Origin of the sequence: Bacillus sp. ISL-4, assembly GCF_018613275.1 — a bacterium.
Classification (GTDB): domain Bacteria; phylum Bacillota; class Bacilli; order Bacillales; family DSM-1321; genus Peribacillus; species Peribacillus simplex_E.
This window is the reverse complement of sequence record NZ_JAGGQN010000007.1, coordinates 139,027-160,285: the sequence shown is the minus strand read 5'-3', so window position 1 is coordinate 160,285 and position 21,259 is coordinate 139,027. Positions and strand designations below refer to the sequence as shown.

Here is a 21,259-nt window from a genome sequence, read left to right as displayed (position 1 = left end):
ATTACATAGGAGGGTTTTGGATGCATAATCATGATATATTAATTCGATTAAGATATGCGCTGGATATTAAAAATAAAGATATGGTTGAGATATTTAAGCTCGGGGATATTGAAGTGACAAGAGAAGAAGTCCTGCAGATGCTCACAAAACCAAAAGATGATTATTATGATGAATATGATGAATATGATGATGATGATGATGATATGGATGAAGATGAAGTTGGGGTAAACTGCAATAACATGATGTTAGAGTCTTTTTTAAATGGTTTGATCATATTTAAAAGAGGGAGACAAGAGCCAAAACCTGGTCAGCCTCAAAGTCAGGCACTGGCTGTAAAGAATAAGGAAAGTGTGAATAATATCCTTCTGAAGAAACTGAAAATAGCATTGACATTAACCAGCGAAGATATGATTGATATCTTGGACGAAGCAGGTGTCATGATAACAAAAGGGGAATTGAGCGCTATATTAAGAAAAGTGGGTCATAGGAATTATAAAGAGTGTGGGGATCGATACGCCAGAAATTTCTTAAAAGGATTAACTTTGAGATATAGGGGATAAGGGTTCAGTACCTGTTTTTATCATGCACATCATTACAATTAGGCTTTGACTTCGTGAAAAGTACTTTTCCGATTTCAGGGTCTTTTTCTTTTCGTATGAACGTTATTGAAGTTATTGGAAAGTGCGAAACAGTTAAAAAACAGAAGGCGCCCTTAAGGCACCTTCGCACGTTCATTAACCTCTTAAAAAGTCTGGTTTTGCAAAATTGGGGTTGGTATATTTATAGAAGCCTTCTCCTGCTTCTCTACCGATTTTCCCTTTATCGATATACTCTGTTTTCAATAGGTTAGCCAGCTTTTCAACCTCTGGATCTCCTGTCGCTTTCGCTTTTGTAAGTGAAATATTATAAGCGGTATTGATTCCTACCACGTCTAAAATGGCGAAAGGGCCAAGAGGCGCTCCTGTTGCGACCATCCACGTTTTATCGATGGTTTCCGTATCTGCCACTCCATTTAATAAGAGCATTTGGGCAGCATCCAAAAGGGGGACCAATAGGGAATTTAAAATATAGCCTAGCTGCTCTTTATGTAAAGGCAGAGGAACCATTCCAATCGCTTTTGCAAAATCAATCACTTCATCGAACACTTCACTATCCGTTCCAGGATGTTTCATGATTTCTGCCGTATTGTTTTTCCAAATCTCATTAGCGAAGTGTAACGCCAGGAATTTTTTTGGACGGCCTGTTGCTTCGGCAAATTGGCTTGGCAATAATGTAGAAGAGTTCGTCGCGAAAATTGTTTTATCAGGAGCCACTTTTCCTAACTCCGTGTAAAAATCCGTTTTGATTTGAACCACTTCTGGAATCGCTTCAATCACAAGGGCAGCTTCGGCTACTGCAGCAGATAAATCACTGTGGAAAGAAATGCGGGCATAAGCAGTATGGAGATCTTTCTCCGTTGCGCCTATGTCTTCTTTATGGTATGGCTTCAAATTAGTGATCCTATCTTTTGCACGTTCCAATGCTTCACCATTGATGTCATATACAGATACGTTGAATCCTTTGAAGGCGGTTTGAAATGCGATCTGACTTCCTAAAACACCGCTGCCGGCAATCGTGATATTTTATACTTCACAGCCATTCTCCTTTATTTCTTTGGATATCTCTTCTAGTTAATTATTTCACTTATCTTGAAAATGGATGCAGGGATAGCTTAGGATATATATATTATTTTCCCTTTAAGGGATCCGATAAACGCATATTAAAACGTAACACCCCTTTCTTAGGTGCAGGAGTTTCTTCATAACCTTCCTATCATTTTGGATTGATGATAGCTTGTACGTATTGCTCATTTCCTCAGTTGCCCATTGCATTTCACCCGTAACCACATAGTTTATAATAAAAGGTTGGACGAGGTGCAAAAATGGATGATTACCAGAAAGTGATAACCATTCTTGGGAGTGCAGGAGGGGCCGCAAAATCAATACTTGCCATATTGAATAAATCAGCTATTGATAAAAAGGATCCAATCCATATTTTTATATCCAGCTGTATTATTCACTTAATTGATATTAAACAAAAGGAAGAAAAATATTATCATGAATTATTTCCATTGCTAAAAGATCAAATTGTACTGCATCAATTTGATTTAAAAGATAAAAAGCGGTTTATTAAGCATCTTGAAAGCACAAAAACATTATGTGTCATTGATCTTTCATGGGCGGATACGGTTGAAATGCTGCAATGCTGCGACGCATTAGGCGTTAATTATGTTAATTCCGCTTTAGAAAACACAATGATCGATGAAAATGAAGAATTATATTATGGGTTTCCTCTAATTGAACGGATCAGGCATTTTGAAAAGGTTAAAGATCAATTTTCCAATTCTACAGCTATAATTGGGTCGGGAATGAATCCAGGGGTGGTCCAATGGATGGCCATTGAGCTGTTAAAGAGTGATCCAGAGGAACGACCGCTTGGCTGTTACATTGTAGAGCATGACAATTCGTTTTTTAAGGACAAATCGAAGGCAAAGAATGACGTCATTTACACAACCTGGTCTCCCGAGTGCTTTCTGGATGAGGCTATTTCAAGCTATCCAATGTTTATGAATCACCATACACCGCTCTTTTTATATGAAAATGTTTATGATGTCGAATTTAAGGTCACATTAGGGGACAAACAGTTTTACGGTTGTTTAATGCCTCATGAGGAAGTATATACTTTAGGTAAATTGTATGATATGGAAGGCGGTTTTTTATATAAGATAAATGACCATACGACGGAGTTAATCCGCTCGAAACTGGATGACGCCGATCAATTATGGAACCATGAGATGAAGGTTCTCGATCCGCTTGAAGCCGAACTTGACGGGGAAGATCTAGTTGGTGTCCTTATTGTTTATCAAGATAAGGAGCGTTATATGTATAATACATTAAGTAATCGCGATATCTTTTCCAAATACAAAACCAATGCAACATACTTTCAAGTGGCCTGCGGGATATATGCTTCATTATCGGTGCTGCTAATGGATCAAGTCCCCAAAGGGGTATACTATGTGGATGAGTTATTGTTAAATACCAATAATCATTACGGTCAATATTTGACCTATTATATGACGAGTTTTGTAATTGGGGAAAACAATCATTCAGATGGTCCTTTACTTCACAGAATGAAAAAGATGAATCAATAATGTGAATTTTAAGTCGGCATCAATGAAGGGAGCTGGCTTAAATTTTCAACTATATAAAGTTGTGCGCAAGGTGGGGTAAAGGAAAAAGGAGAAATCCTTATTCTTCAAATTTTCCTTCTGAATGTGCATAACTTTTTGTTTTATTGATCTTCTTTTTACGTAACGTTACGTCAATATACGGAGCTGATCAGCAGCTCTTTTTTTATTGTTGTAATGGACTTTAGCGTCCATTAGTACAATGTAAAACAGACAAAAAAGAGGATTATTAATCCCCTTGCAGACTATAGACAATTTCAGTTTTTTCTTTGAAAAAAGTTCCAGCTTGATTGAAGAAATTCGCTCCCTTTCCGCCGACTGTCTGCCAAGCCTCATCTGGAAGGGGGGCGCAAATTTCTTCAATTCAGTGAGTTTTCGTCTCATTTAAAACAGTAAAAAATCATAGAGTATAACCAAGTATTGTTTTAAAAATATGGTAAAAATCACTTCGGTAAAATCGTGGAAGGGATTCGGCAGGAGAGCATTCCGGACTACCTTTTGTCGACAAATTGAAAGAGGATAATCAATCCCTTTGGTTTACTTGTCTTCATTTGTTTGTTCATCAGGTTTTTGGACGATTTCTTTTAGTTCCCCAATGTCACCTTTTGCATTGATAATCTCAAAAATCTCATTTAGGCCTTCCGAGGTTTTTTCATCTTCTGTTTTCACAATACCCCTCCTTATTTGTAGTTATTTGTTAATGTCTCCAAAAAACAGAAGATAAAACATCGTTCACATTGAAAAGTGATGATTATTTTCTCTTCGTATTTCCATTGATATAAGTGCATTTTAGGCGGATGTTTATTGTGAAACTATAAAAATTCCGATTTTTTTGTCCACACAATATGGACAACATTAAAATTATCTATTATTATGATTGTTATAACACTTAGTATAAAGGGATTTAGGTTAATCCTGTGTGTGTTTTTGGAGAAGACAGCTGTATTTTTAGAAAAAAGGAAATAAATACAATATTTTTAAAATAGGGGTAAAACATATAAAAATCCTGCATTTATTCCAGCCATCAATGAGGGGGTATATTAAATGTCAAGTGAAGTATTAAATCAATTTTTGAAAGAAAATTTGGAAGATTTAAAAGAAAAGGGACTATACAACGTTATTGATCCGGTGGAAGGTCCAAATGGTCCGGTAATCACCATTGCAGGCAGGGAGCTAATTAATTTATCATCCAATAATTATTTAGGTTTAGCAACAGATAGACGATTAATAGAGGCTTGCATAGAAGCGACGAAAACATATGGTGTCGGTGCCGGTGCCGTTCGTACAATCAACGGAACATTGGATATTCACGTCAAATTAGAAGAAAAGCTTGCCGAGTTTAAACATACAGAAGCAGCCATTGCTTATCAATCTGGATTTAACTGTAATATGGCAGCGATTTCAGGAGTGATGGATAAACACGATGCCATTCTTTCAGATGAACTGAATCATGCTTCAATCATTGATGGATGCCGATTATCCAAGGCTAAAATTATTCCCTTTATCCATTCCGACATGGACGATTTACGGACAAAAGCACGCCAAGCAAAGGAGTCCGGATTGTATAACAAAGTCATGGTTATTACCGATGGAGTGTTCTCGATGGATGGGGATATTGCCAAGCTTCCTGAAATTGTGGAGATAGCAGAAGAGTTCGATTTAATTACGTATGTTGATGATGCGCATGGTTCGGGCGTATTAGGTAATGGTGCAGGAACGGTAAAACATTTTGGGTTATCGGATAAAGTCGATTTCCAAATTGGAACATTATCCAAAGCCATTGGTGTTGTTGGAGGGTATGTAGCAGGAAAGAAAGATTTGATTGATTGGTTAAAGGTGAGAAGCCGTCCATTTTTATTTTCAACGGCTGCCACACCGGGAGCAGTTGCAGCTAGTATAGAAGCCATCCATATTTTGATGAGTAGCTCAGAACTTCAAAATAAGCTGTGGGAAAACAGCGATTACTTGAAAAAAGGCCTAAAGGAATTAGGGTTTGATATCGGGGAGAGCGAAACACCGATTACGCCTTGCATCATAGGGGATGAAGCAAAAACGCAGCAATTCAGCAAGAGGCTGAATGAAGAAGGTGTGTATGCTAAATCCATCGTATTCCCTACCGTTCCAAAGGGTACAGGAAGAGTGAGGAATATGCCTACTGCTGCTCATACAAAAGAGATGCTGGACCGTGCAATAGCCATTTATGAAAAAGTAGGAAAAGAGATGTCGATCATATAAGAGATTGCTTGTTTCAGAGTTTAAAACATAGGGAGGGATTTTTGATGAAAAAGGTACTGGTAACGGGGGCTTTAGGTCAAATTGGTTCAGAACTTACGCTGAAAATGAGAGAGATTTATGGAGCTGACAATATCATTGCAACAGATATTCGAAAAACGGACAGCGATGTTGCCCAATCAGGTCCATTTGAGATTTTAGATGTTACGGATGAAAAAGCGATGTTTAACATGGCAAAAAAACATGAAGTGGATACAATTATACATTTAGCCGCTTTATTGTCAGCAACAGCTGAAAAGAAACCTCTTTTAGCTTGGCATTTAAACATGGGCGGATTGGTCAATGCTTTGGAATCGGCACGGGAACTCGATTGCCAATTATTCACACCTAGTTCGATTGGTGCTTTTGGTCCAACCACTCCTAAAGATTGGACACCGCAAGACATCATTCAACGACCGAATACGATGTACGGAGTGAATAAAGTATCCGGAGAGTTATTATGTGATTATTATCATCATAAATTTGGGGTTGATACGAGGGGGCTTCGATTCCCAGGGCTGATTTCGTATGTCACACCTCCTGGCGGTGGAACTACCGACTATGCAGTTGAAATTTACTATGAAGCGATTAAAAACAAGCGATATACTTCTTACATTGATAAGGGAACGTATATGGATATGATGTATATGCCTGATGCTTTAGCTGCCATCATTAATCTAATGGAGGCAGATGCCTCAAAATTAAAACATCGCAATTCTTTCAATGTGTCAGCCATGAGCTTTGATCCGGAGCAAATTGCTGCCGAGATCAAAAGGCATATTCCGGAATTTGTCATGAATTATGAGGTCGATCCTGTAAGACAATCCATTGCCGATAGTTGGCCAAATACAATAGATTCAACTTGTGCAAAGGAAGAATGGGGATTCAAGGCGGAATATGATTTAGAGAAAATGACGAATGATATGTTGTTGAAGCTGAGATTAAAATCCCTTTTAGTAACAGCATGAATTAACCTGCCAGCCGAATAAAAGAGTTGCAATACTCTTTTATTCGAGTTACTTTATACAGAGGAATTTTAACGTTTAAGGGGTAGGCTGTTATAAACGATAAAAAGTAAGCGCTTTCTATGAAACCTTGAACAGAATCAAGATATAACATGAAATTTGATAGTAATCTTTCTAACTGTCAGGAATGCTTAAGAGTGAAGGATGATTTTATGAGGCAGCTTTAAGAAAGATTAAAAAAAGTGGAGCCTGCTATATCATTTCTATACTAAATAGGGAGTGTATTAAGCATCTTGTATAAAATTTCGACTATTAGTAGTGTAGGGGGAAATGGAATGGCAAACAAAGATTTGAATAGGGGCTTGAAAGGTCGTCATATTCAGATGATCGCTTTGGGTGGAACTATTGGTGTCGGTTTATTTATGGGTTCAGCCAGCACGATTCAATGGACAGGTCCGTCAGTAATGTTAGCTTATGCGATCTCTGGGATTTTTATATTCTTAATCATGCGTGCAATGGGGGAAATGTTGTATTTAGAGCCAAGTACAGGTTCATTTGCAACATTTGGTTATAAGTACATTCATCCATTGGCAGGGTATATGACTGCATGGAGTAACTGGTTCCAGTGGGTTATTGTCGGGATGGCAGAAATAATTGCAGTGGGTACGTACATGCAGTATTGGTTCCCTGATCTCCCGTCTTGGATTCCAGGTTTAATCGCAATGGTGATTCTTGGAGCAGCGAACTTAATTTCCGTTAAATCCTTTGGGGAAATTGAATTTTGGTTTGCACTGATTAAAATCGTAACGATTATATTAATGATCGTTGCAGGATTTGGACTTATTTTCTTTGGAATCGGTAACGGAGGGGAAGCCTTAGGATTATCGAATCTTTGGGAACATGGTGGTTTATTTACAGGTGGTTGGAAGGGCTTCTTCTTTGCTCTCTCACTGGTGGTTGCCGCTTATCAAGGTGTAGAATTAATCGGGATTACGGCTGGTGAAGCAAAAGATCCGCAAAAAACGATAACCAAAGCGATTCAAAGTACCATTTGGCGTATTTTAATTTTCTATATCGGTGCGATTTTCATTATTGTAACCGTTTACCCTTGGGATCAATTAAGTGCGATTGGCAGTCCATTTGTTGCCACTTTTGCGAAAGTTGGTATCACGGCAGCAGCTGGAATCATTAATTTTGTCGTAATCACGGCTGCTATGTCTGGCTGCAATAGTGGTATTTACAGTGCAGGACGTATGCTTTACACATTAGGGGTGAATGGCCAAGCGCCAAAATTCTTTGCGAAAGTATCTAATAGCGGTGTACCTTTATTCGGTACGTTCGGAGTGATAGTCGGGTTAGCAATTGGGGTTGTTTTAAGTTATATTGCACCAGAAAATTTATTTGTGCATGTATATAGTGCGAGTGTACTTCCTGGTATGATTCCGTGGTTTGTCATTCTGATCAGTCAAATTCAATTCAGGAAAATTAAAAAAGCAGAAATGCACAATCATCCATTCAAAATGCCTTTTGCACCTGTTACAAACTACCTGACCATCGCTTTCTTGATTATGGTATTAATCGGTATGTGGTTTAATGATGACACACGTATATCACTAATGGTTGGAATAGGTTTTCTGGCGATCGTTGTAATAAGTTATTTCGCTTTTGGAATAGGCAAGCGTGTACAAGCCGATGCTCAGACAACGGCTCAGAAGGAAGATAAAGTGGGTTAATCTATAATTCACTTCGGATTTTGCAAAGGGTTGCTTCGGCAGCCCTTTTCCAATGAAACTAAAAGGGCAGTTTAGTTTTAACAAGAGATGATAAAATGGTACTTGAAGATGAAAGTTGTGCTGTAGATATTGCTTGTTGGATATATGAGGTGTATAGTGACCTTGGATATCCCGATAAACAACTGAAAACAGTAAGTAATGGTTCTTGTTGAGCACCCTTAGTTAATTAAAAGTTTTCTGGGCTATGATGAATGGAAAAAGTCAGGGCAATCTAGTTAATGACATCAGGATACGTATCCGCCAAAGTTTAGCGTAAGATAACTGCGATGTTATTACTTCTTAAGATAGAATGTTAAAAATCATAAGAAAAGGAGACATTGGCTATGACAACTTCAAAGAAGAATTTGAGGACTTGCGAAAAGGGTCACAAATACTATAAATCCAGCGACTGTCCGACCTGCCCTGTATGTGAGCAAGAACGCAAACCTGACACCGGATTTCTTTCATTGCTTTCGGCACCAGCCAGACGGGCATTGGAAAATAACGGGATAATCTCTTTGCGTCAGCTATCAACATATAGTGAAAAAGAGATTTTGAAGTTTCACGGTATGGGACCAGCTTCTTTACCTAAACTTAGGGATGCTCTAGAGGCAGGTGGGTTATCATTCAAAGGTTAACCACCTAGAAAGTTTAATCTTGCAGGAACGCCTTTTATGCCAGTTGGTTCCATACATTCATTTTCTTTATCAAGTCATAGGGTCTTTATGTAAATAAGGGGTCAGGAACATCTTTTTTTATGGACATCATCCTTGTTAAACTGATAGTAACTCTAAAAAGTGAGGTAGCGAAAAACATGAGTTCCTATACTCCCTATTATGAATTCAATCGAAAAAAGTGGGCATCTTTGCGAAACCATACCCCTCTTCCTTTAACTGAAGAAGAATTGGATAACTTAAAAGGTATAAATGAAGAAATATCCATTCAGGAAGTAGAAGAGGTTTACTTGCCCTTGACTCGTCTAATCAATTTATATGTTGAAGCATCTCAGCAGCTTAATACATCCACTTCTTCATTTCTAAAAACTAATGATAAAAAAGTACCTTATATCATTGGAATTGCAGGGAGTGTTGCTGTAGGGAAGAGTACGACAGCAAGGTTGCTTCAGACCTTATTATCTAGATGGGATAATCATAGAAACGTAGGTCTTGTCACTACCGACGGTTTTTTGTACCCAAATGATCTTTTAGAAGAAAAAGGACTGATGAAAAGAAAAGGGTTTCCTGAAAGTTATGACACTCAAAAATTAATTAATCTTATCGGGGATGTAAAAGCGGGAAAAAATAAAGTGGAAGTTCCAATTTACTCACATTTGAAGTATGACATTTTGCCAAATGAAGTGCAGACTATCTGTAATCCGGATATTTTAATAGTGGAAGGTATTAATGTTCTTCAAGTTGATAAGGAAAATCAAGTATTCGTCAGTGACTTTTTTGATTTCTCACTTTATGTAGATGCAGACGAAAATGACATAGAGCGGTGGTATGTTGAAAGGTTCCTTTTACTTCAAAAGACCGCATTTCAAAGTCCCGAATCCTATTTTCATCGTTATATTGACTTGTCTAAAGAACAAGCCATTAAACAAGCGACCCAAATTTGGGAAGAAATTAATCTGAAAAATTTACATGAAAATATACTGCCGACAAAAGGACGGGCAAAACTCGTTTTAAAAAAAGGATCAGATCACAAAGCTGAAAATATCTATTTGCGAAAATGATAACTTAAATAATGTTTTTTTGTAATAACAATAAAGGATAAAATTTCATTTATAAGGGACTATGCAATAAGTCTTAAAATTAGGAATAATTTCAATGACCGTACCTAATATTGGTTTAATTATCAGTAATTATTGGTATTGTTATAATATCTAATTATTGGGTGAAATTTATGATCCAAGTTAAAAAGGTAGTAGTTTGGCAATTTCAGGAAGGTCCTTGTTTTTTCGGGAAATGGTTACAGAAACTTCTAATTCCACTTCCGATTTTGTCAATAAATGTGTATTTTCGTTACTTTTTCTGATGTGTCAATATTATTCCACTAACAGTTTCTTCCTTCAAAAAGGGAAAGCTGCTGAAGAAATCTTTTTCTTCGACTATCATGGCGGATAAGTTTAAGCTAATTTCTTCACAAAATCAATTTTTTAACAAAAAAAGTAATAGTAGAATATTTTAATCTATGAAATAATAATAATAGATTATGATATAGTTATAAGGAGACAGAAAAGGTGTGTTCCTAGTTCATGCCTGGCTTTTGGTGACACCTAAACAGGAGCGCCTACATCTTTTTTGCAAATATAGGGGATAAGGAAGGTTATAATGAGCAACATACAGAAACAAACAGACGTTATCTTAATTGGCGGCGGAGTCATGAGCGCGACTTTGGGATCATTACTGAAAGAGTTAGCACCGGAATGGGAAATCAAAGTATTTGAGAAGCTTGCAAACGCAGGAGAAGAAAGCTCTAACGAATGGAATAATGCGGGTACGGGACATTCTGCACTGTGCGAGCTTAACTATACATCCGAAAAATCTGACGGATCTATAGATATTAGCAAAGCAATTAAAATTAATGAACAGTTCCAAGTTTCATTGCAGTTTTGGTCGTATCTTGTAAACTGTAAGCTGATTGATAATCCGCAAGACTTTATCATGCCATTGCCTCATATGAGTATGGTACAAGGGGATAAAAATGTAGCATTCTTAAAGAAACGTTTTGAAGCGCTGTCAAAAAATCCTCTGTTCCAAGGTATGGAGTATTCCGATGACCCAGCAAAACTGATGGAATGGATTCCACTTATTATGCAAGAACGTCCATCGAATGATTCTATAGCGGCAACAAAAATTGATTACGGTACAGACGTTAACTTTGGTGCTTTAACACGCATGTTGTTTGACCATCTAAAGACTAAAAACGTCGATATCAAATATAAACATAGTGTTGATAATGTTAAACGTGCCAGCGATGGCTCATGGGAATTAAAAGTGCGTAATGTCGATACTGGTAGCGTAGAACGCCATAATGCTAAATTCGTCTTTATCGGAGGCGGGGGCGGAAGCTTGCATTTGCTGCAAAAATCCGGTATTCCTGAAGGGAAGCATATCGGCGGATTCCCAGTAAGCGGATACTTCATGGTATGTAATAATCCTGAAGTTGTTGAACAGCATCATGGAAAAGTATACGGAAAAGCTAAAGTTGGTGCACCGCCAATGTCTGTTCCGCATCTTGATACACGTTTTATCGACAATAAAAAATCGTTGCTATTTGGACCATTTGCGGGCTTCTCACCGAAGTTCCTAAAAACAGGTTCAATGTTCGATTTAATAACTTCCGTAAAACCGAATAATGTTTTAACTATGTTGGCGGCAGGCGCAAAAGAGATGCCATTGACAAAGTACCTGATCCAGCAGGTTATGTTATCGAAAGAACAGCGCATGGAAGAGTTACGAGAGTTCATCCCGAACGCTAAGAGCGAGGATTGGGATTTAGTAGTAGCTGGCCAACGTGTACAAGTTATCAAAGATACTGCAGAAGGCGGCAAAGGTACACTTCAATTTGGTACGGAAGTTGTCAGTGCATCCGATGGCTCGATTGCAGCATTGCTAGGTGCATCTCCAGGTGCTTCTACTGCTGTTCACGTTATGCTTGAAGTAATTAATAAATGCTTCCCGCAACGTATGAAAGAGTGGGAACCAAAAATTAAAGAAATGATTCCTTCTTATGGAGAGTCACTATTGGAAAATCCAGAGCTTCTGAAAGAAATTCAAAATTCAACTTCAGGGACACTTGGTCTAAGCAAAAAAAAAGAGCTAGTTTATAGTTAATTTTTGGAAGTTGTGTTGAAATTAAAAACAACAGAACCTTTAATCTATCTTTGATTAAAGGTTCTTTTTTTTGTCTTGAAGCTTATTCAAATAAGGATGCTTACTTCGAAAGGGAAGGTTAGACTAAAGGGCGCAGTATAGTTTAATAAGAAGAATCAATAAGGGATGCTATTATAGCATCCCCAAAGATTCTAATGTGTATTTGAATTTATTTGGGAAATGGTCTCTTTATCGCAAATGACGAAAAGCTGTGCATCGTCAGGAATTCGTTCATCTAATTTTTGGTTTATGTTAAGATCACCACGATCTGCTACCAGTGTGGCTCCTTTATTAAGAAGATCTATGAACGCATCACGATAGGTTCGCCATTCATCTTGTTTAGAAATCTCATACATGGTTTCTTCATACTTTGTGCTCATAAGTTCAGAATACATATGGATGACTCCATGAGAAAATAATGATCGTACTGCTGCGTGGGAGATCATTTCTTGTGTAGGAATAAACTCATCCACCTTTACACGCTCGAATAAACGAATATGCTTTTGATTGATCACTTCGGCGGTGACATGAATGGACGTACTCGTTTTTTCCTCAATGGCCGTTATGGCAGTGGCAACTAATAATGTCTTTCCATCGACGAGTAACGGATCTTTTGTAGCATAATTCTCTGGGTTATTTGGTCAGCAAAAATGATAACGCCTTTTGCTCTAGGCAGATTTGCACGGAGTAATGTTTCTTCATCGGTAGCATCCCCGCGAACATAAAACAGACGCTCCTCCAACATAGGAGCTTTTTCCAAGTTATCGATGATTACAATGTCAATGGATTCATCAGATTTAAATATTTCTTGGAGTGCTGATTTTGATTTATCACTCCATCCAATCAAAATGATATGATTTTTACCTGTATATTTCATTTTTCCACCAACTTTACGCTTTTCGATAAGATAGACAGATTTAATGATTTTTCCAATAAAAAGACTAACAAGCCCAATACCCGTGATGTAAAGACCAATGGTAAATGCTTTTCCAAGATCGGTGACCGGTGCATAGTCTCCAAAACCAACCGTAGCAAGCGTTGTAAGAACCCAGTAAACTGACGTTAAATATGATTCGAACGTCTGTGGCTCTATAGAATAAGCAACATACGCAGCAAGTAATATATATATAATCGCAAATGGTATAAAGATTCTACTTCTTAATTTAATCAGGTAATATATTATTTTTTTTACCGTAATCCTCATCATACCCATCCTAGTTTTCAAGTCATCATCGATTAAATTTATGTTTCCCCAATTTAACAATTAATTAAACGTAAGTTAGTCATCCCTAATAAGAAATCCCCCTTTAGTTGCATAAGAAAAAACCTAAATCAAATAACTTTTGGACGCTCATAAACTAGAATATAACCGCCCTCTAATGGTCTTGTTTTACAGGTATTGATGGCATGATCGGCTATTCTTATAGTGAAGGTTTCCATATCCTTTTTTGATTTTCCATCACTGAAACAATATTAGGAAAAACATCCATAAAAATTATTTAAAGAAAATAATATATATTCTAAAAATTCATATTATAATACTTTATTCTTATGCTATATTATAGGGAGAATTATTTATTATCACGTATAATTTAAGAATTGGAGTGATTTGAATGAAGAAACTTGGTTTATTGAGTATGTTTTTGATTCTAACTATCTTTATCTCGGCTTGTGGAACCAATGAAGAAAAAAATGCAGGTGAGAAAAAGGAACCTGAAAAGGTATATAAGGTTGGTGTGGATACAACTTATCCTCCTTTTGAATTTAAAGAGGGGAATGAATATAAAGGCATTGATATTGAATTGATCAATGCAATTGCGAAAGACCAGGATTTTAAAATCAAATTGTCTTCGATGGACTTTGGCGGCATCATTCCGGCTATGCAAGCCAATCAGCTTGATGTGGCCATTGCAGGCATGAGCATTACAGAGGAAAGAAAAAAGGTAGTAGATTTCTCAACACCATATTTTGATGCAGGATTATCAATAGTTGTTAAAAAAGATAATACAAGCACTAAAACTGTTAAAGATCTTAAAGGAAAAACCATTGCAGTCAAAAAAGGGACAACAGGTGCTAAGTATGCACAGGATAATGCTACTAAGCTAGGAATTAAAGTAGTTCAATTCAATGATAGTCCAGCGATGTTCCAGGAAGTGGCCAACGGTAATGCGGATGCTCTTATAGAAGATTACCCGGTAATCTCCTATGCAATCGCTCAAAAAGATCTTGGGTTGAAAATCGTAGGTGACCGTTTGAATGGTGACCAATATGGAATTGCTGTATTGAAAGGGCAAAACGAGGATTTATTGAAGAAAATAAATGATGGTCTTGCCAATCTGAAAAAAGACGGCACGTATGATGAAATAATTAAAACTTATCTTGGTGAATAAACAATAGATTAAAGCTCGATAGGCGCGCTTATGGCGCGCTTTCTTTTTCAAAGGGGTGAAAGAAATGGATATAATTGTTGCGGCATTGCCTATTTTATTAAAAGGACTTCAGGTGACACTTTATATCTTTGTGATTGCCATTATCCTAGGTTTTTTGATTGGTTTAGTGGTGGCTTTGCTGCGACTTGCCCCCATCAAAATCTTGAACTGGATTGCAAAGGTTTATGTGGATGCGATACGAGGGACACCGTTCATCGTGCAGTTGTTCTTTATCTATTTTGGTGTGAATTCACTGAACTTGATTTCTTTGGACAGTACAACAGCTGGAATAATTACCGTTGCAATCAATGCAGGGGCATATTTTGCTGAAATAATAAGGGCGGGGATACAATCCATCGATAAAGGACAAACGGAAGCGGCAAGATCCATCGGGTTCACCGGTACTCAAACAATGAGGTATGTCGTGCTGCCGCAAGCCTTTAGAAGGATGCTCCCAACCATTACGAATCAATCGATCATCAGCTTGAAAGACACTTCGCTATTATCCGTCATTGGTATAGCCGATTTAACCCAGCAAGGTCAGATTCAAGCTTCGGCAACCTTTGAAGCATTCAAGATTTGGCTGGCCGTTGGTGTGATTTACTTTATCATCATCTATTTGTTAACCCTAATTGCTAATTTCATAGAAAGGAGGGTACAAGTTCGATGAGCATCATTACTGTAAAAAACCTGAGAAAATCATTTGGAACTGTCGAGGTTTTAAAAGATATTAATGCAGAAGTGCAGGAAAAGGAAGTAATTTGCGTAATAGGCCCTTCTGGATCTGGAAAGAGTACATTCCTGCGTTGCCTGAATCTCCTTGAGGAAGTTACGGGCGGTGAGGTGGTCATTAACGGACATGATATAACCGACCCTAAAAGGAAAATCAATATAAACAAAGTCCGGCAAGAAGTCGGAATGGTTTTTCAACATTTCAATCTATTTCCTCATAAAACCGTCCTTGAGAACATAACCTTGGGCCCTATTAAAATTCGTGCCACCGATAAAGCGGAAGCAGGAAGGTTGGCGCTTGAGTTATTGGATAAGGTTGGCCTTAAAGAAAAAGCAAATAGCTATCCAGGGGAACTTTCCGGCGGACAAAAACAGCGGGTCGCCATCGCAAGGGCATTAGCGATGAATCCGAAAATCATGCTATTTGATGAACCGACTTCAGCCCTTGACCCTGAAATGGTCGGCGATGTTCTGGAGGTAATGAAACAACTTGCCAAGGAAGGCATGACAATGGTCGTCGTTACGCATGAAATGGGCTTTGCCCGGGAAGTCGGGGACCGGGTCATATTCATGGATGGAGGGTATATCGTGGAAGAAAATGAGCCGAATGAATTATTCGGGAACCCTCAGCACGAAAGAACGAAAGCATTCTTGAGCAAAGTGCTTTAACGGGATGACTGTAAGAGACCATGGTACATCATGAATGAAGTTGTGCATAAAGTGTGGACAAAGGAATGCGGGAAATGAGGGGAAACCCAAACGCATCACCCTTTCCCTTAACTTTGTGCATAACTTTTTTGTTTTTTAGAGCAGGAATCAGTCAGGCATGTTTATGAAATCATCGGGCAAGCATCAAAAAAACCTATGCATTTGCCACATGCATAGGTTTTTTCTTATTTACTTGGCACCGTAACTAATCAAGTTCGTCATGATTCGATATCCGCCTGGAACCTGGCCTTGAATTTGCCTGTATAGGACAAGGTTTGTGTAGAGGTAGGTGCCATTACCGTATTTAGCCATGAGGATTCCGCCATCAAATGGTTCTTCATTTGGATCGGCCATGGAAATGAATGTTTCAAACCGTTCATCCCATTCCATTGGGAAGTACAATCCTCTTTCTTGGACCCAATTGTTCCAGTCATCACTTGTTATTTTATTTGGATAGTTAAAGAGAGCGGATTCTGGTTTCGAGACGTTTACCGTGGCCTTTTCATCGGTTACCCGCCAGCGAATGGAAGGATTCCCGAGGGTAAGGGGATATGGAGCTGTCTTCAGGGCATCCCATCCATCACCCGGTTTATGGTATTGAACGACGAGATGACCGCCGTTTTCCACATATTCAAGTAAGCGCGCGTTATTTGCCTTTAAATCTTCCCTTGATAGATAAGCACGGATGCCTGTAACGATCGTGTCATATTGACTTAAATCGCCTTCAGCTAAATCGGCTGCAGTTAACTTCGTAATGTTCAGGCCTGCATTGCTCAAATAATCTGCCACTTTATCGAATCCGCTTTCAATGTACCCCACTTTTAATGAAGCTGGCTTCAAAAGCTCAAATGCAACGGTGTTGATTGCTGCGGGGTATTGGTAATAGAATGTTCCGATATGGTCATAGGAAATTTCCTGAATGGTCGAATCAAAGGTTTTCCCATTGACAGTAGCAGCTGCCTTAACATGATATTCACCTTTTTGAATTGTCTTCGGCGGTCTGAGGGTGAACTTCACTTGTTTTTCTTCTGATTTTTCTTTAAATGATACAGTGGCATTTTTTGGTTGAACTCCCCAGTTTTCAGGGACTTTTAAAGCGACCTTTGCTGATGCTTTTCCTTCTGTGTAGTTTTTCAAGGTTACGGTCACTGGGACTTTTTCTTTTACATCAGCTGTATTTACGACGATATCTTCAGGAGATAGGGTAAGGCCAACGTCGGGAAGGACAGCGATCGTTCCGTCCAATTCTTCCTTGATGGCTGTTTTTGTGCTGCCGTATTTATAAGAAATGCTCGTTGTAATGGTTGAATCATCATAGGCATGGTAATAGGCTGCATCTTCAGGGACTTCAACCTTGTAGGTGATCGTTGCTGATTTATTTGGTGCCAGATTGACATCTTTAGATTTTGTTTTGGTCTGCCATCCTTTAGGCACGTTCAATGTAGCAGCGACTTTTTTCAATGTTTGTTTCCCATTATTCTTAACCTTTACGGTTACGTTAGTACTTTGCCCTTTCGTAAGAATGTTTGAGGCTGCTTTAGCTTGAACATCCAGTCCTGAAGAGACATAACTGACGTTTTGTAATTGCTCTTCTTTTAATGAGAGTTTATGGAGCAAGTCGTTCTTAATGGCAGGGCTTAGCTTTGCCTTTTTGACTTGCGCAGTAATTGAACGAACTTTGGAAAGAGCATTTTGGGATGTTGAAAAAACACGTTTTTCATTGGGATAAGCCGCAATAACGGCGTCCAAATTCCTTTGCAGGTATTTAAATTCTGCCTTTAATTTTGAAGCCGATTGAGGGAGTTTTTCAGCCCATTCAGCGAAATTATAAGGTACACCTGCAAAAAGATCCGACTTGTTTTTTGTATCAACGGCACTTTGCTTTAAATCCAGATGGACCTGGCGAGGTGCTGCAGGGATATCGGAACCCATGCCTTGGCTTTTATGCAGATAGCGGGATTGTTCTCCAAGCTGAGGGTAAGTCATGCCGTATATTGGATCATATTTACCGATTTCAATGGAAGTGGTTGCTTGATCTGCGGAGGAAACAGGTAAATATAATTTTTTCACTTGCCATACCGATAGACCTTGTTTCAATTGTTTCGGGAAAACAGTTGGATCTGCGGCATCCTTAAAAGCACGTTCACTTAAGATTGTCATTGTTCGATGATGTCCATGCTGGGTATCATCATTTTGAAAGGATGGCATCAATATATCCGGCTGATACGTTCGAATAAAGCGGATAAGGCGTTCATATGTGAGTTCCTCGCCCCATTTTTCCAATGTTTCCTCTGGTGTTTTCGAGAAGCCGAAATCATAAATGGGATCACTGGTTGTTTCACTTAGATGATAGGCCTTAACCCCGGTAATTTTTGCAGCTTCTATCATTTCCCTCGAACGGATGATTCCAAGGGCATTGTCCAGTTCATCCCCAATTTCATTTTGTCCTCCTTCACCACGGTTTGCAATCAGGCTGGATGTCTTAACCCCTAACCCTCTCGATAGATAAGCGAGAAAGTCACTGCGTTCATCATCCGGATGGGCACCGCTGTTCAAGAATGTCACGGTCGTCTCGAGCGGCTTGACCGCATTCCATAACTCAACGTTGGCTTCCTCAGAAATTGCAGCGCTACCTCCAAGCGGCAATAATGCAAGGACCAACAAAAGGGAAAGCAACGATAACAAAGCTTTTTTCATTATTCTTTTAACCCCCTTCAATTTTATAAAAGACCTAAAAAAAATGTAGGTTAGTAATATTTGCTAACTAACCAGATGAAAAAACTTATCTAATAAATAGCACTAATGGGTATAAATGTAAATGATGCGAAGTAACTATTAAAAATTGAACATTTTAAAGGTTCTGAAAAATAACTTGTGTGCCGGATTTTTTTAAGTTATATTTTTACTTAATTAGTAAGATTTACTAACTAAATGATGTAAGGCCGTGATGTGATGAGTTTTAAAAGACCACCCAGTCATCAAAAATATGTCAATAAAAAAAGAATCATTCAATGCATCCAGGAATGTTCGCCCATTTCAAGAGCAGAAATCGCTGTTAAGCTTCAGCTAAGCAAACCAACTGTTTCTCTGGCTGTGGATGAACTTATACAGGAGAAATGGGTATTTGAGAAAGGAATAGGAGAATCCTCCTCTCAAGGAGGGAGAAGGCCTATCCAGCTATTTTTTAATGAAAAGGCTGCCTATATCATCGGGGTCGATATAGGCGGGACGAAAGTGAAAATCATTTTAAGTGATTTAAGCGGCAACATCCTTGCCGACACTAGTTTTTCAACTAACATCTATTTACAATCAGGGCTTCTTAAACAAATGGCGATTGAAACGGAACGGTTAATTGCAAAGAATCAGATTGCAAAAGGCAGGATATTGGGGATGGGAGTCGGGATCCCTGGTATAACGCAAACGGCAAGCGGATTAGTAATAGAGGCACCGAGTTTAGGCTGGGTACAATATCCGTTCATAGCCGAAGCGAAACGGTATTTTGATTTCCCCATTTTTCTAGATAATGACGTAAACGCGGCTGCGCTAGGTGAACAGTGGCTGGGTAATGCCCAAAATAAGCGGAATTTGCTGTTCATTGCGGTTGGCACGGGGATAGGAAGCGGCATTATCTTGAATAACCAGTTATACAGAGGGGCTTCAAGTGCAGCTGGGGAAATAGGATATATGGTAACGGACAAAGAGGATATGAAGCGTGAATTCAAGCCGATTTTCCATAGATACGGCTATTTGGAAAGTGTCGCAGGAGGAAAGTCGATTGGCAGTCATTTTACAAGTGAGGTTCTCAAGGATCCTCATCATTCTTTATTCGAACGGGCCAAATCTTCCGAACTATCGGGGGAGGATGCTTTTTTGTCAGCAAAAAAAGGAGACACTGCAGCTATGACCGTCATAAATGAAGCCATCGAGCATTTAGCCTGCGGCATTGTCAATGCGGCCAGTTTACTAAATCCAGAGGTGATTATTTTAGGAGGTGGTGTTTTAAATTCATCTGAATACATTTTACCTAGAATTCAGGAGATCGTTGATCGATATCTTCCTAGTTTAGTAGAAATGAAAACTTCACAACTAGGAGAAAACGCAGGAGTACTTGGAGCGGTTTCCCTTTTCTTAAGGGAACATGATGGCATTTTGAATTTTCGTGATGAGGGGGAGTATTAATGAAAAATAGGAAAAGGTCGCTCGTTTCAGTAATGGCCTTAACGGCAGCACTATTGATTTCGGGATGTAACGGTGGCGAGACGAAAACGAATTCCGATGCTGGTGGTGCCAAAGGAAAAAAGGGTGAGCTGGAAGATAAGATCGTTGTTTATTCACCGCATGGAAAAGATATTTTATCAAAATTCGAAAAACAGTTCGAAGATGAGTATGGTATTGATGTTGAGTGGCTTGATATGGGGTCTCAGGAAATCCTTGACCGCGTTCGATCAGAGAAAAGTAATCCACAGGCAGACGTTTGGTGGGGGGCACCTTCCACGAACTTCAATCAAGCAAAGAGTGATGGGCTGCTGGCTGCTTATAAGCCTAGCTATTCCGATAGTCTCGATGAAGGATTCCACGATCCGGAATGGTATTGGACGGGAACGAGCCAGACACCGGAAGTCATCATGTATAACAGCAAAGAACTATCAAAAGACGAGGTACCAAAAGATTGGGATGAGCTGCTTGATCCGAAGTGGAAGGACGAAATCATCATTCGCTATCCGTTAGCCTCCGGAACGATGAGGACGATTTTTTCTGCGATGATCTATCGTACGTATAAGGATACAGATGATCCAAAAGAAGGGTATGACTGGTTAAAGAAGCTCGACCAAAACACAAAGGAATATTCAGCAAACCCGGAAATGATGTATAACAAGGTGGCCAAAGGAGAGGGCTCACTTTCCGTTTGGGCAATGCCGGATGTTGTCATGCTTAAGGAAAATAAAAATTATCCATTTGAGTTTGTCATTCCAGAAAGCGGAACACCAGTATTGACTGAAGGTATCGCCATCGTTGAGGGTGCCAAGCATCCAAAAGCGGCAGAAGCCTTTTATGAGTTTGTGAATTCACCGGAAGCCGCAAAAACTTTGGCAGAAGAATTTTACAGGATTCCGACCAGAAATGATGTGAAGGATTTACCTAAATGGATCACGGAAACAGAAATTAAAGCGATGGATATTGATTGGAATGCATTCGAGGAAAAAAGTGACGAGTGGATGAAATATTGGGACGAAAATATTAAAAGTGGAGATAAAGAAATTAAAGAATAAGGAAGTGT

General features: G+C 38.8%; 19 protein-coding genes. 14 read left to right on the top strand and 5 right to left on the bottom strand.

The features are described 5' to 3' along the window. The first annotated feature begins 20 nt into the window (after positions 1–20). Entirely contained in the window at positions 21–560 is a 540-nt protein-coding gene (locus J7J00_RS04165) for a YehS family protein (protein ID WP_214787727.1), read from the top strand. 174 nt (positions 561–734) lie between these two features. On the opposite strand, the gene J7J00_RS04160 is transcribed toward J7J00_RS04165, so the two are convergent. Next, entirely contained in the window at positions 735–1,619 is an 885-nt protein-coding gene (locus J7J00_RS04160) for a 3-hydroxyacyl-CoA dehydrogenase (protein ID WP_214788248.1), read from the bottom strand. Between the two features lie 302 nt (positions 1,620–1,921). On the opposite strand from J7J00_RS04160, the gene J7J00_RS04155 reads away from it, so the two are divergent. Next, entirely contained in the window at positions 1,922–3,190 is a 1,269-nt protein-coding gene (locus tag J7J00_RS04155; protein WP_214787724.1) for an S-adenosylmethionine decarboxylase related protein, read from the top strand. Between the two features lie 573 nt (positions 3,191–3,763). Here J7J00_RS04155 and J7J00_RS27865 read toward each other — a convergent pair. Further along, entirely contained in the window at positions 3,764–3,895 is a 132-nt protein-coding gene (locus J7J00_RS27865; protein ID WP_258832873.1) for a hypothetical protein, read from the bottom strand. A 375-nt stretch (positions 3,896–4,270) separates the two neighbouring features. Between J7J00_RS27865 and J7J00_RS04150 the strand changes: the two genes are divergently transcribed. The 7 genes from J7J00_RS04150 (at position 4,271) to J7J00_RS04120 (ending at position 12,073) form a co-directional block, all read left to right on the top strand. Continuing rightward, positions 4,271–5,461, top strand: a complete 1,191-nt coding sequence (locus tag J7J00_RS04150; protein WP_214787721.1) for a glycine C-acetyltransferase — start codon at positions 4,271–4,273, stop codon at positions 5,459–5,461. A gap of 44 nt (positions 5,462–5,505) precedes the next feature. Beyond that, the gene (locus J7J00_RS04145) at positions 5,506–6,465 is read left to right on the top strand and encodes an L-threonine 3-dehydrogenase (protein ID WP_098370510.1); all 960 of its coding nucleotides are present in this window, start codon (positions 5,506–5,508) and stop codon (positions 6,463–6,465) included. Between the two features lie 332 nt (positions 6,466–6,797). Then, the gene (locus J7J00_RS04140) at positions 6,798–8,195 is read left to right on the top strand and encodes an amino acid permease (protein ID WP_214787718.1); all 1,398 of its coding nucleotides are present in this window, start codon (positions 6,798–6,800) and stop codon (positions 8,193–8,195) included. Between the two features lie 383 nt (positions 8,196–8,578). Continuing rightward, on the top strand, positions 8,579–8,872 hold the full coding sequence (locus J7J00_RS04135; protein ID WP_214787715.1) for an RNA polymerase alpha subunit C-terminal domain-containing protein: 294 nt from the start codon (positions 8,579–8,581) through the stop codon (positions 8,870–8,872). A gap of 176 nt (positions 8,873–9,048) precedes the next feature. Then, positions 9,049–9,969, top strand: a complete 921-nt coding sequence (coaA, locus tag J7J00_RS04130) for a type I pantothenate kinase (RefSeq protein WP_214787711.1) — start codon at positions 9,049–9,051, stop codon at positions 9,967–9,969. Positions 9,970–10,201: 232 nt separating this feature from the next. Next, positions 10,202–10,360, top strand: a complete 159-nt coding sequence (locus J7J00_RS04125) for a hypothetical protein (protein ID WP_214787708.1) — start codon at positions 10,202–10,204, stop codon at positions 10,358–10,360. Between the two features lie 207 nt (positions 10,361–10,567). Next, a complete protein-coding gene (locus J7J00_RS04120) occupies positions 10,568–12,073 on the top strand; it encodes a malate:quinone oxidoreductase (RefSeq protein WP_214787705.1) in 1,506 nt (501 codons plus the stop codon). Between the two features lie 191 nt (positions 12,074–12,264). On the opposite strand, the gene J7J00_RS04115 is transcribed toward J7J00_RS04120, so the two are convergent. Further along, a complete protein-coding gene (locus tag J7J00_RS04115; protein WP_214787702.1) occupies positions 12,265–12,627 on the bottom strand; it encodes a hypothetical protein in 363 nt (120 codons plus the stop codon). Positions 12,628–12,689: 62 nt separating this feature from the next. Beyond that, positions 12,690–13,316: a potassium channel family protein gene (locus J7J00_RS04110; protein ID WP_214787699.1), complete on the bottom strand. Its 627-nt coding sequence runs from the start codon at positions 13,314–13,316 to the stop codon at positions 12,690–12,692. 409 nt (positions 13,317–13,725) lie between these two features. Between J7J00_RS04110 and J7J00_RS04105 the strand changes: the two genes are divergently transcribed. The 3 genes from J7J00_RS04105 (at position 13,726) to J7J00_RS04095 (ending at position 15,942) form a co-directional block, all read left to right on the top strand. Beyond that, positions 13,726–14,502 carry a transporter substrate-binding domain-containing protein gene (locus tag J7J00_RS04105; RefSeq protein ID WP_214787696.1) on the top strand — a complete coding sequence of 259 codons (777 nt, stop codon included), beginning with the start codon at positions 13,726–13,728 and terminating at the stop codon, positions 14,500–14,502. A gap of 64 nt (positions 14,503–14,566) precedes the next feature. Next, positions 14,567–15,211, top strand: coding sequence for an amino acid ABC transporter permease (locus J7J00_RS04100; RefSeq protein ID WP_098370516.1), 645 nt, complete (start codon positions 14,567–14,569; stop codon positions 15,209–15,211). Beyond that, entirely contained in the window at positions 15,208–15,942 is a 735-nt protein-coding gene (locus tag J7J00_RS04095; protein ID WP_048685183.1) for an amino acid ABC transporter ATP-binding protein, read from the top strand. The genes J7J00_RS04100 and J7J00_RS04095 overlap by 4 nt, the downstream gene beginning before the upstream one ends. A 228-nt stretch (positions 15,943–16,170) precedes the next feature. On the opposite strand, the gene J7J00_RS04090 is transcribed toward J7J00_RS04095, so the two are convergent. Then, positions 16,171–18,678 carry an NEW3 domain-containing protein gene (locus J7J00_RS04090; RefSeq protein WP_214787694.1) on the bottom strand — a complete coding sequence of 836 codons (2,508 nt, stop codon included), beginning with the start codon at positions 18,676–18,678 and terminating at the stop codon, positions 16,171–16,173. A 255-nt stretch (positions 18,679–18,933) separates the two neighbouring features. On the opposite strand from J7J00_RS04090, the gene J7J00_RS04085 reads away from it, so the two are divergent. After that, positions 18,934–20,160 carry an ROK family transcriptional regulator gene (locus J7J00_RS04085; RefSeq protein WP_214787691.1) on the top strand — a complete coding sequence of 409 codons (1,227 nt, stop codon included), beginning with the start codon at positions 18,934–18,936 and terminating at the stop codon, positions 20,158–20,160. Further along, positions 20,160–21,251, top strand: a complete 1,092-nt coding sequence (locus J7J00_RS04080; RefSeq protein ID WP_214787688.1) for an extracellular solute-binding protein — start codon at positions 20,160–20,162, stop codon at positions 21,249–21,251. Before J7J00_RS04085 ends, J7J00_RS04080 begins: the two co-directional genes overlap by 1 nt. The last annotated feature ends 8 nt before the right edge of the window (positions 21,252–21,259 follow it).

Bases quoted from the DNA above. Each gene is read 5' to 3' on its own strand.
- J7J00_RS04165 (WP_214787727.1), top strand. From the start codon at position 21: ATGCATAATCATGATATATTAATTCGATTAAGATATGCGCTGGATATT.
- J7J00_RS04155 (WP_214787724.1), top strand. From the start codon at position 1,922: ATGGATGATTACCAGAAAGTGATAACCATTCTTGGGAGTGCAGGAGGG.
- J7J00_RS04150 (WP_214787721.1), top strand. From the start codon at position 4,271: ATGTCAAGTGAAGTATTAAATCAATTTTTGAAAGAAAATTTGGAAGAT.
- J7J00_RS04145 (WP_098370510.1), top strand. From the start codon at position 5,506: ATGAAAAAGGTACTGGTAACGGGGGCTTTAGGTCAAATTGGTTCAGAA.
- J7J00_RS04140 (WP_214787718.1), top strand. From the start codon at position 6,798: ATGGCAAACAAAGATTTGAATAGGGGCTTGAAAGGTCGTCATATTCAG.
- J7J00_RS04135 (WP_214787715.1), top strand. From the start codon at position 8,579: ATGACAACTTCAAAGAAGAATTTGAGGACTTGCGAAAAGGGTCACAAA.
- coaA (WP_214787711.1), top strand. From the start codon at position 9,049: ATGAGTTCCTATACTCCCTATTATGAATTCAATCGAAAAAAGTGGGCA.
- J7J00_RS04125 (WP_214787708.1), top strand. From the start codon at position 10,202: ATGGTTACAGAAACTTCTAATTCCACTTCCGATTTTGTCAATAAATGT.
- J7J00_RS04120 (WP_214787705.1), top strand. From the start codon at position 10,568: ATGAGCAACATACAGAAACAAACAGACGTTATCTTAATTGGCGGCGGA.
- J7J00_RS04110 (WP_214787699.1), bottom strand. From the start codon at position 13,316: ATGAGGATTACGGTAAAAAAAATAATATATTACCTGATTAAATTAAGA.
- J7J00_RS04105 (WP_214787696.1), top strand. From the start codon at position 13,726: ATGAAGAAACTTGGTTTATTGAGTATGTTTTTGATTCTAACTATCTTT.
- J7J00_RS04100 (WP_098370516.1), top strand. From the start codon at position 14,567: ATGGATATAATTGTTGCGGCATTGCCTATTTTATTAAAAGGACTTCAG.
- J7J00_RS04095 (WP_048685183.1), top strand. From the start codon at position 15,208: ATGAGCATCATTACTGTAAAAAACCTGAGAAAATCATTTGGAACTGTC.
- J7J00_RS04090 (WP_214787694.1), bottom strand. From the start codon at position 18,678: ATGAAAAAAGCTTTGTTATCGTTGCTTTCCCTTTTGTTGGTCCTTGCA.
- J7J00_RS04085 (WP_214787691.1), top strand. From the start codon at position 18,934: ATGAGTTTTAAAAGACCACCCAGTCATCAAAAATATGTCAATAAAAAA.
- J7J00_RS04080 (WP_214787688.1), top strand. From the start codon at position 20,160: ATGAAAAATAGGAAAAGGTCGCTCGTTTCAGTAATGGCCTTAACGGCA.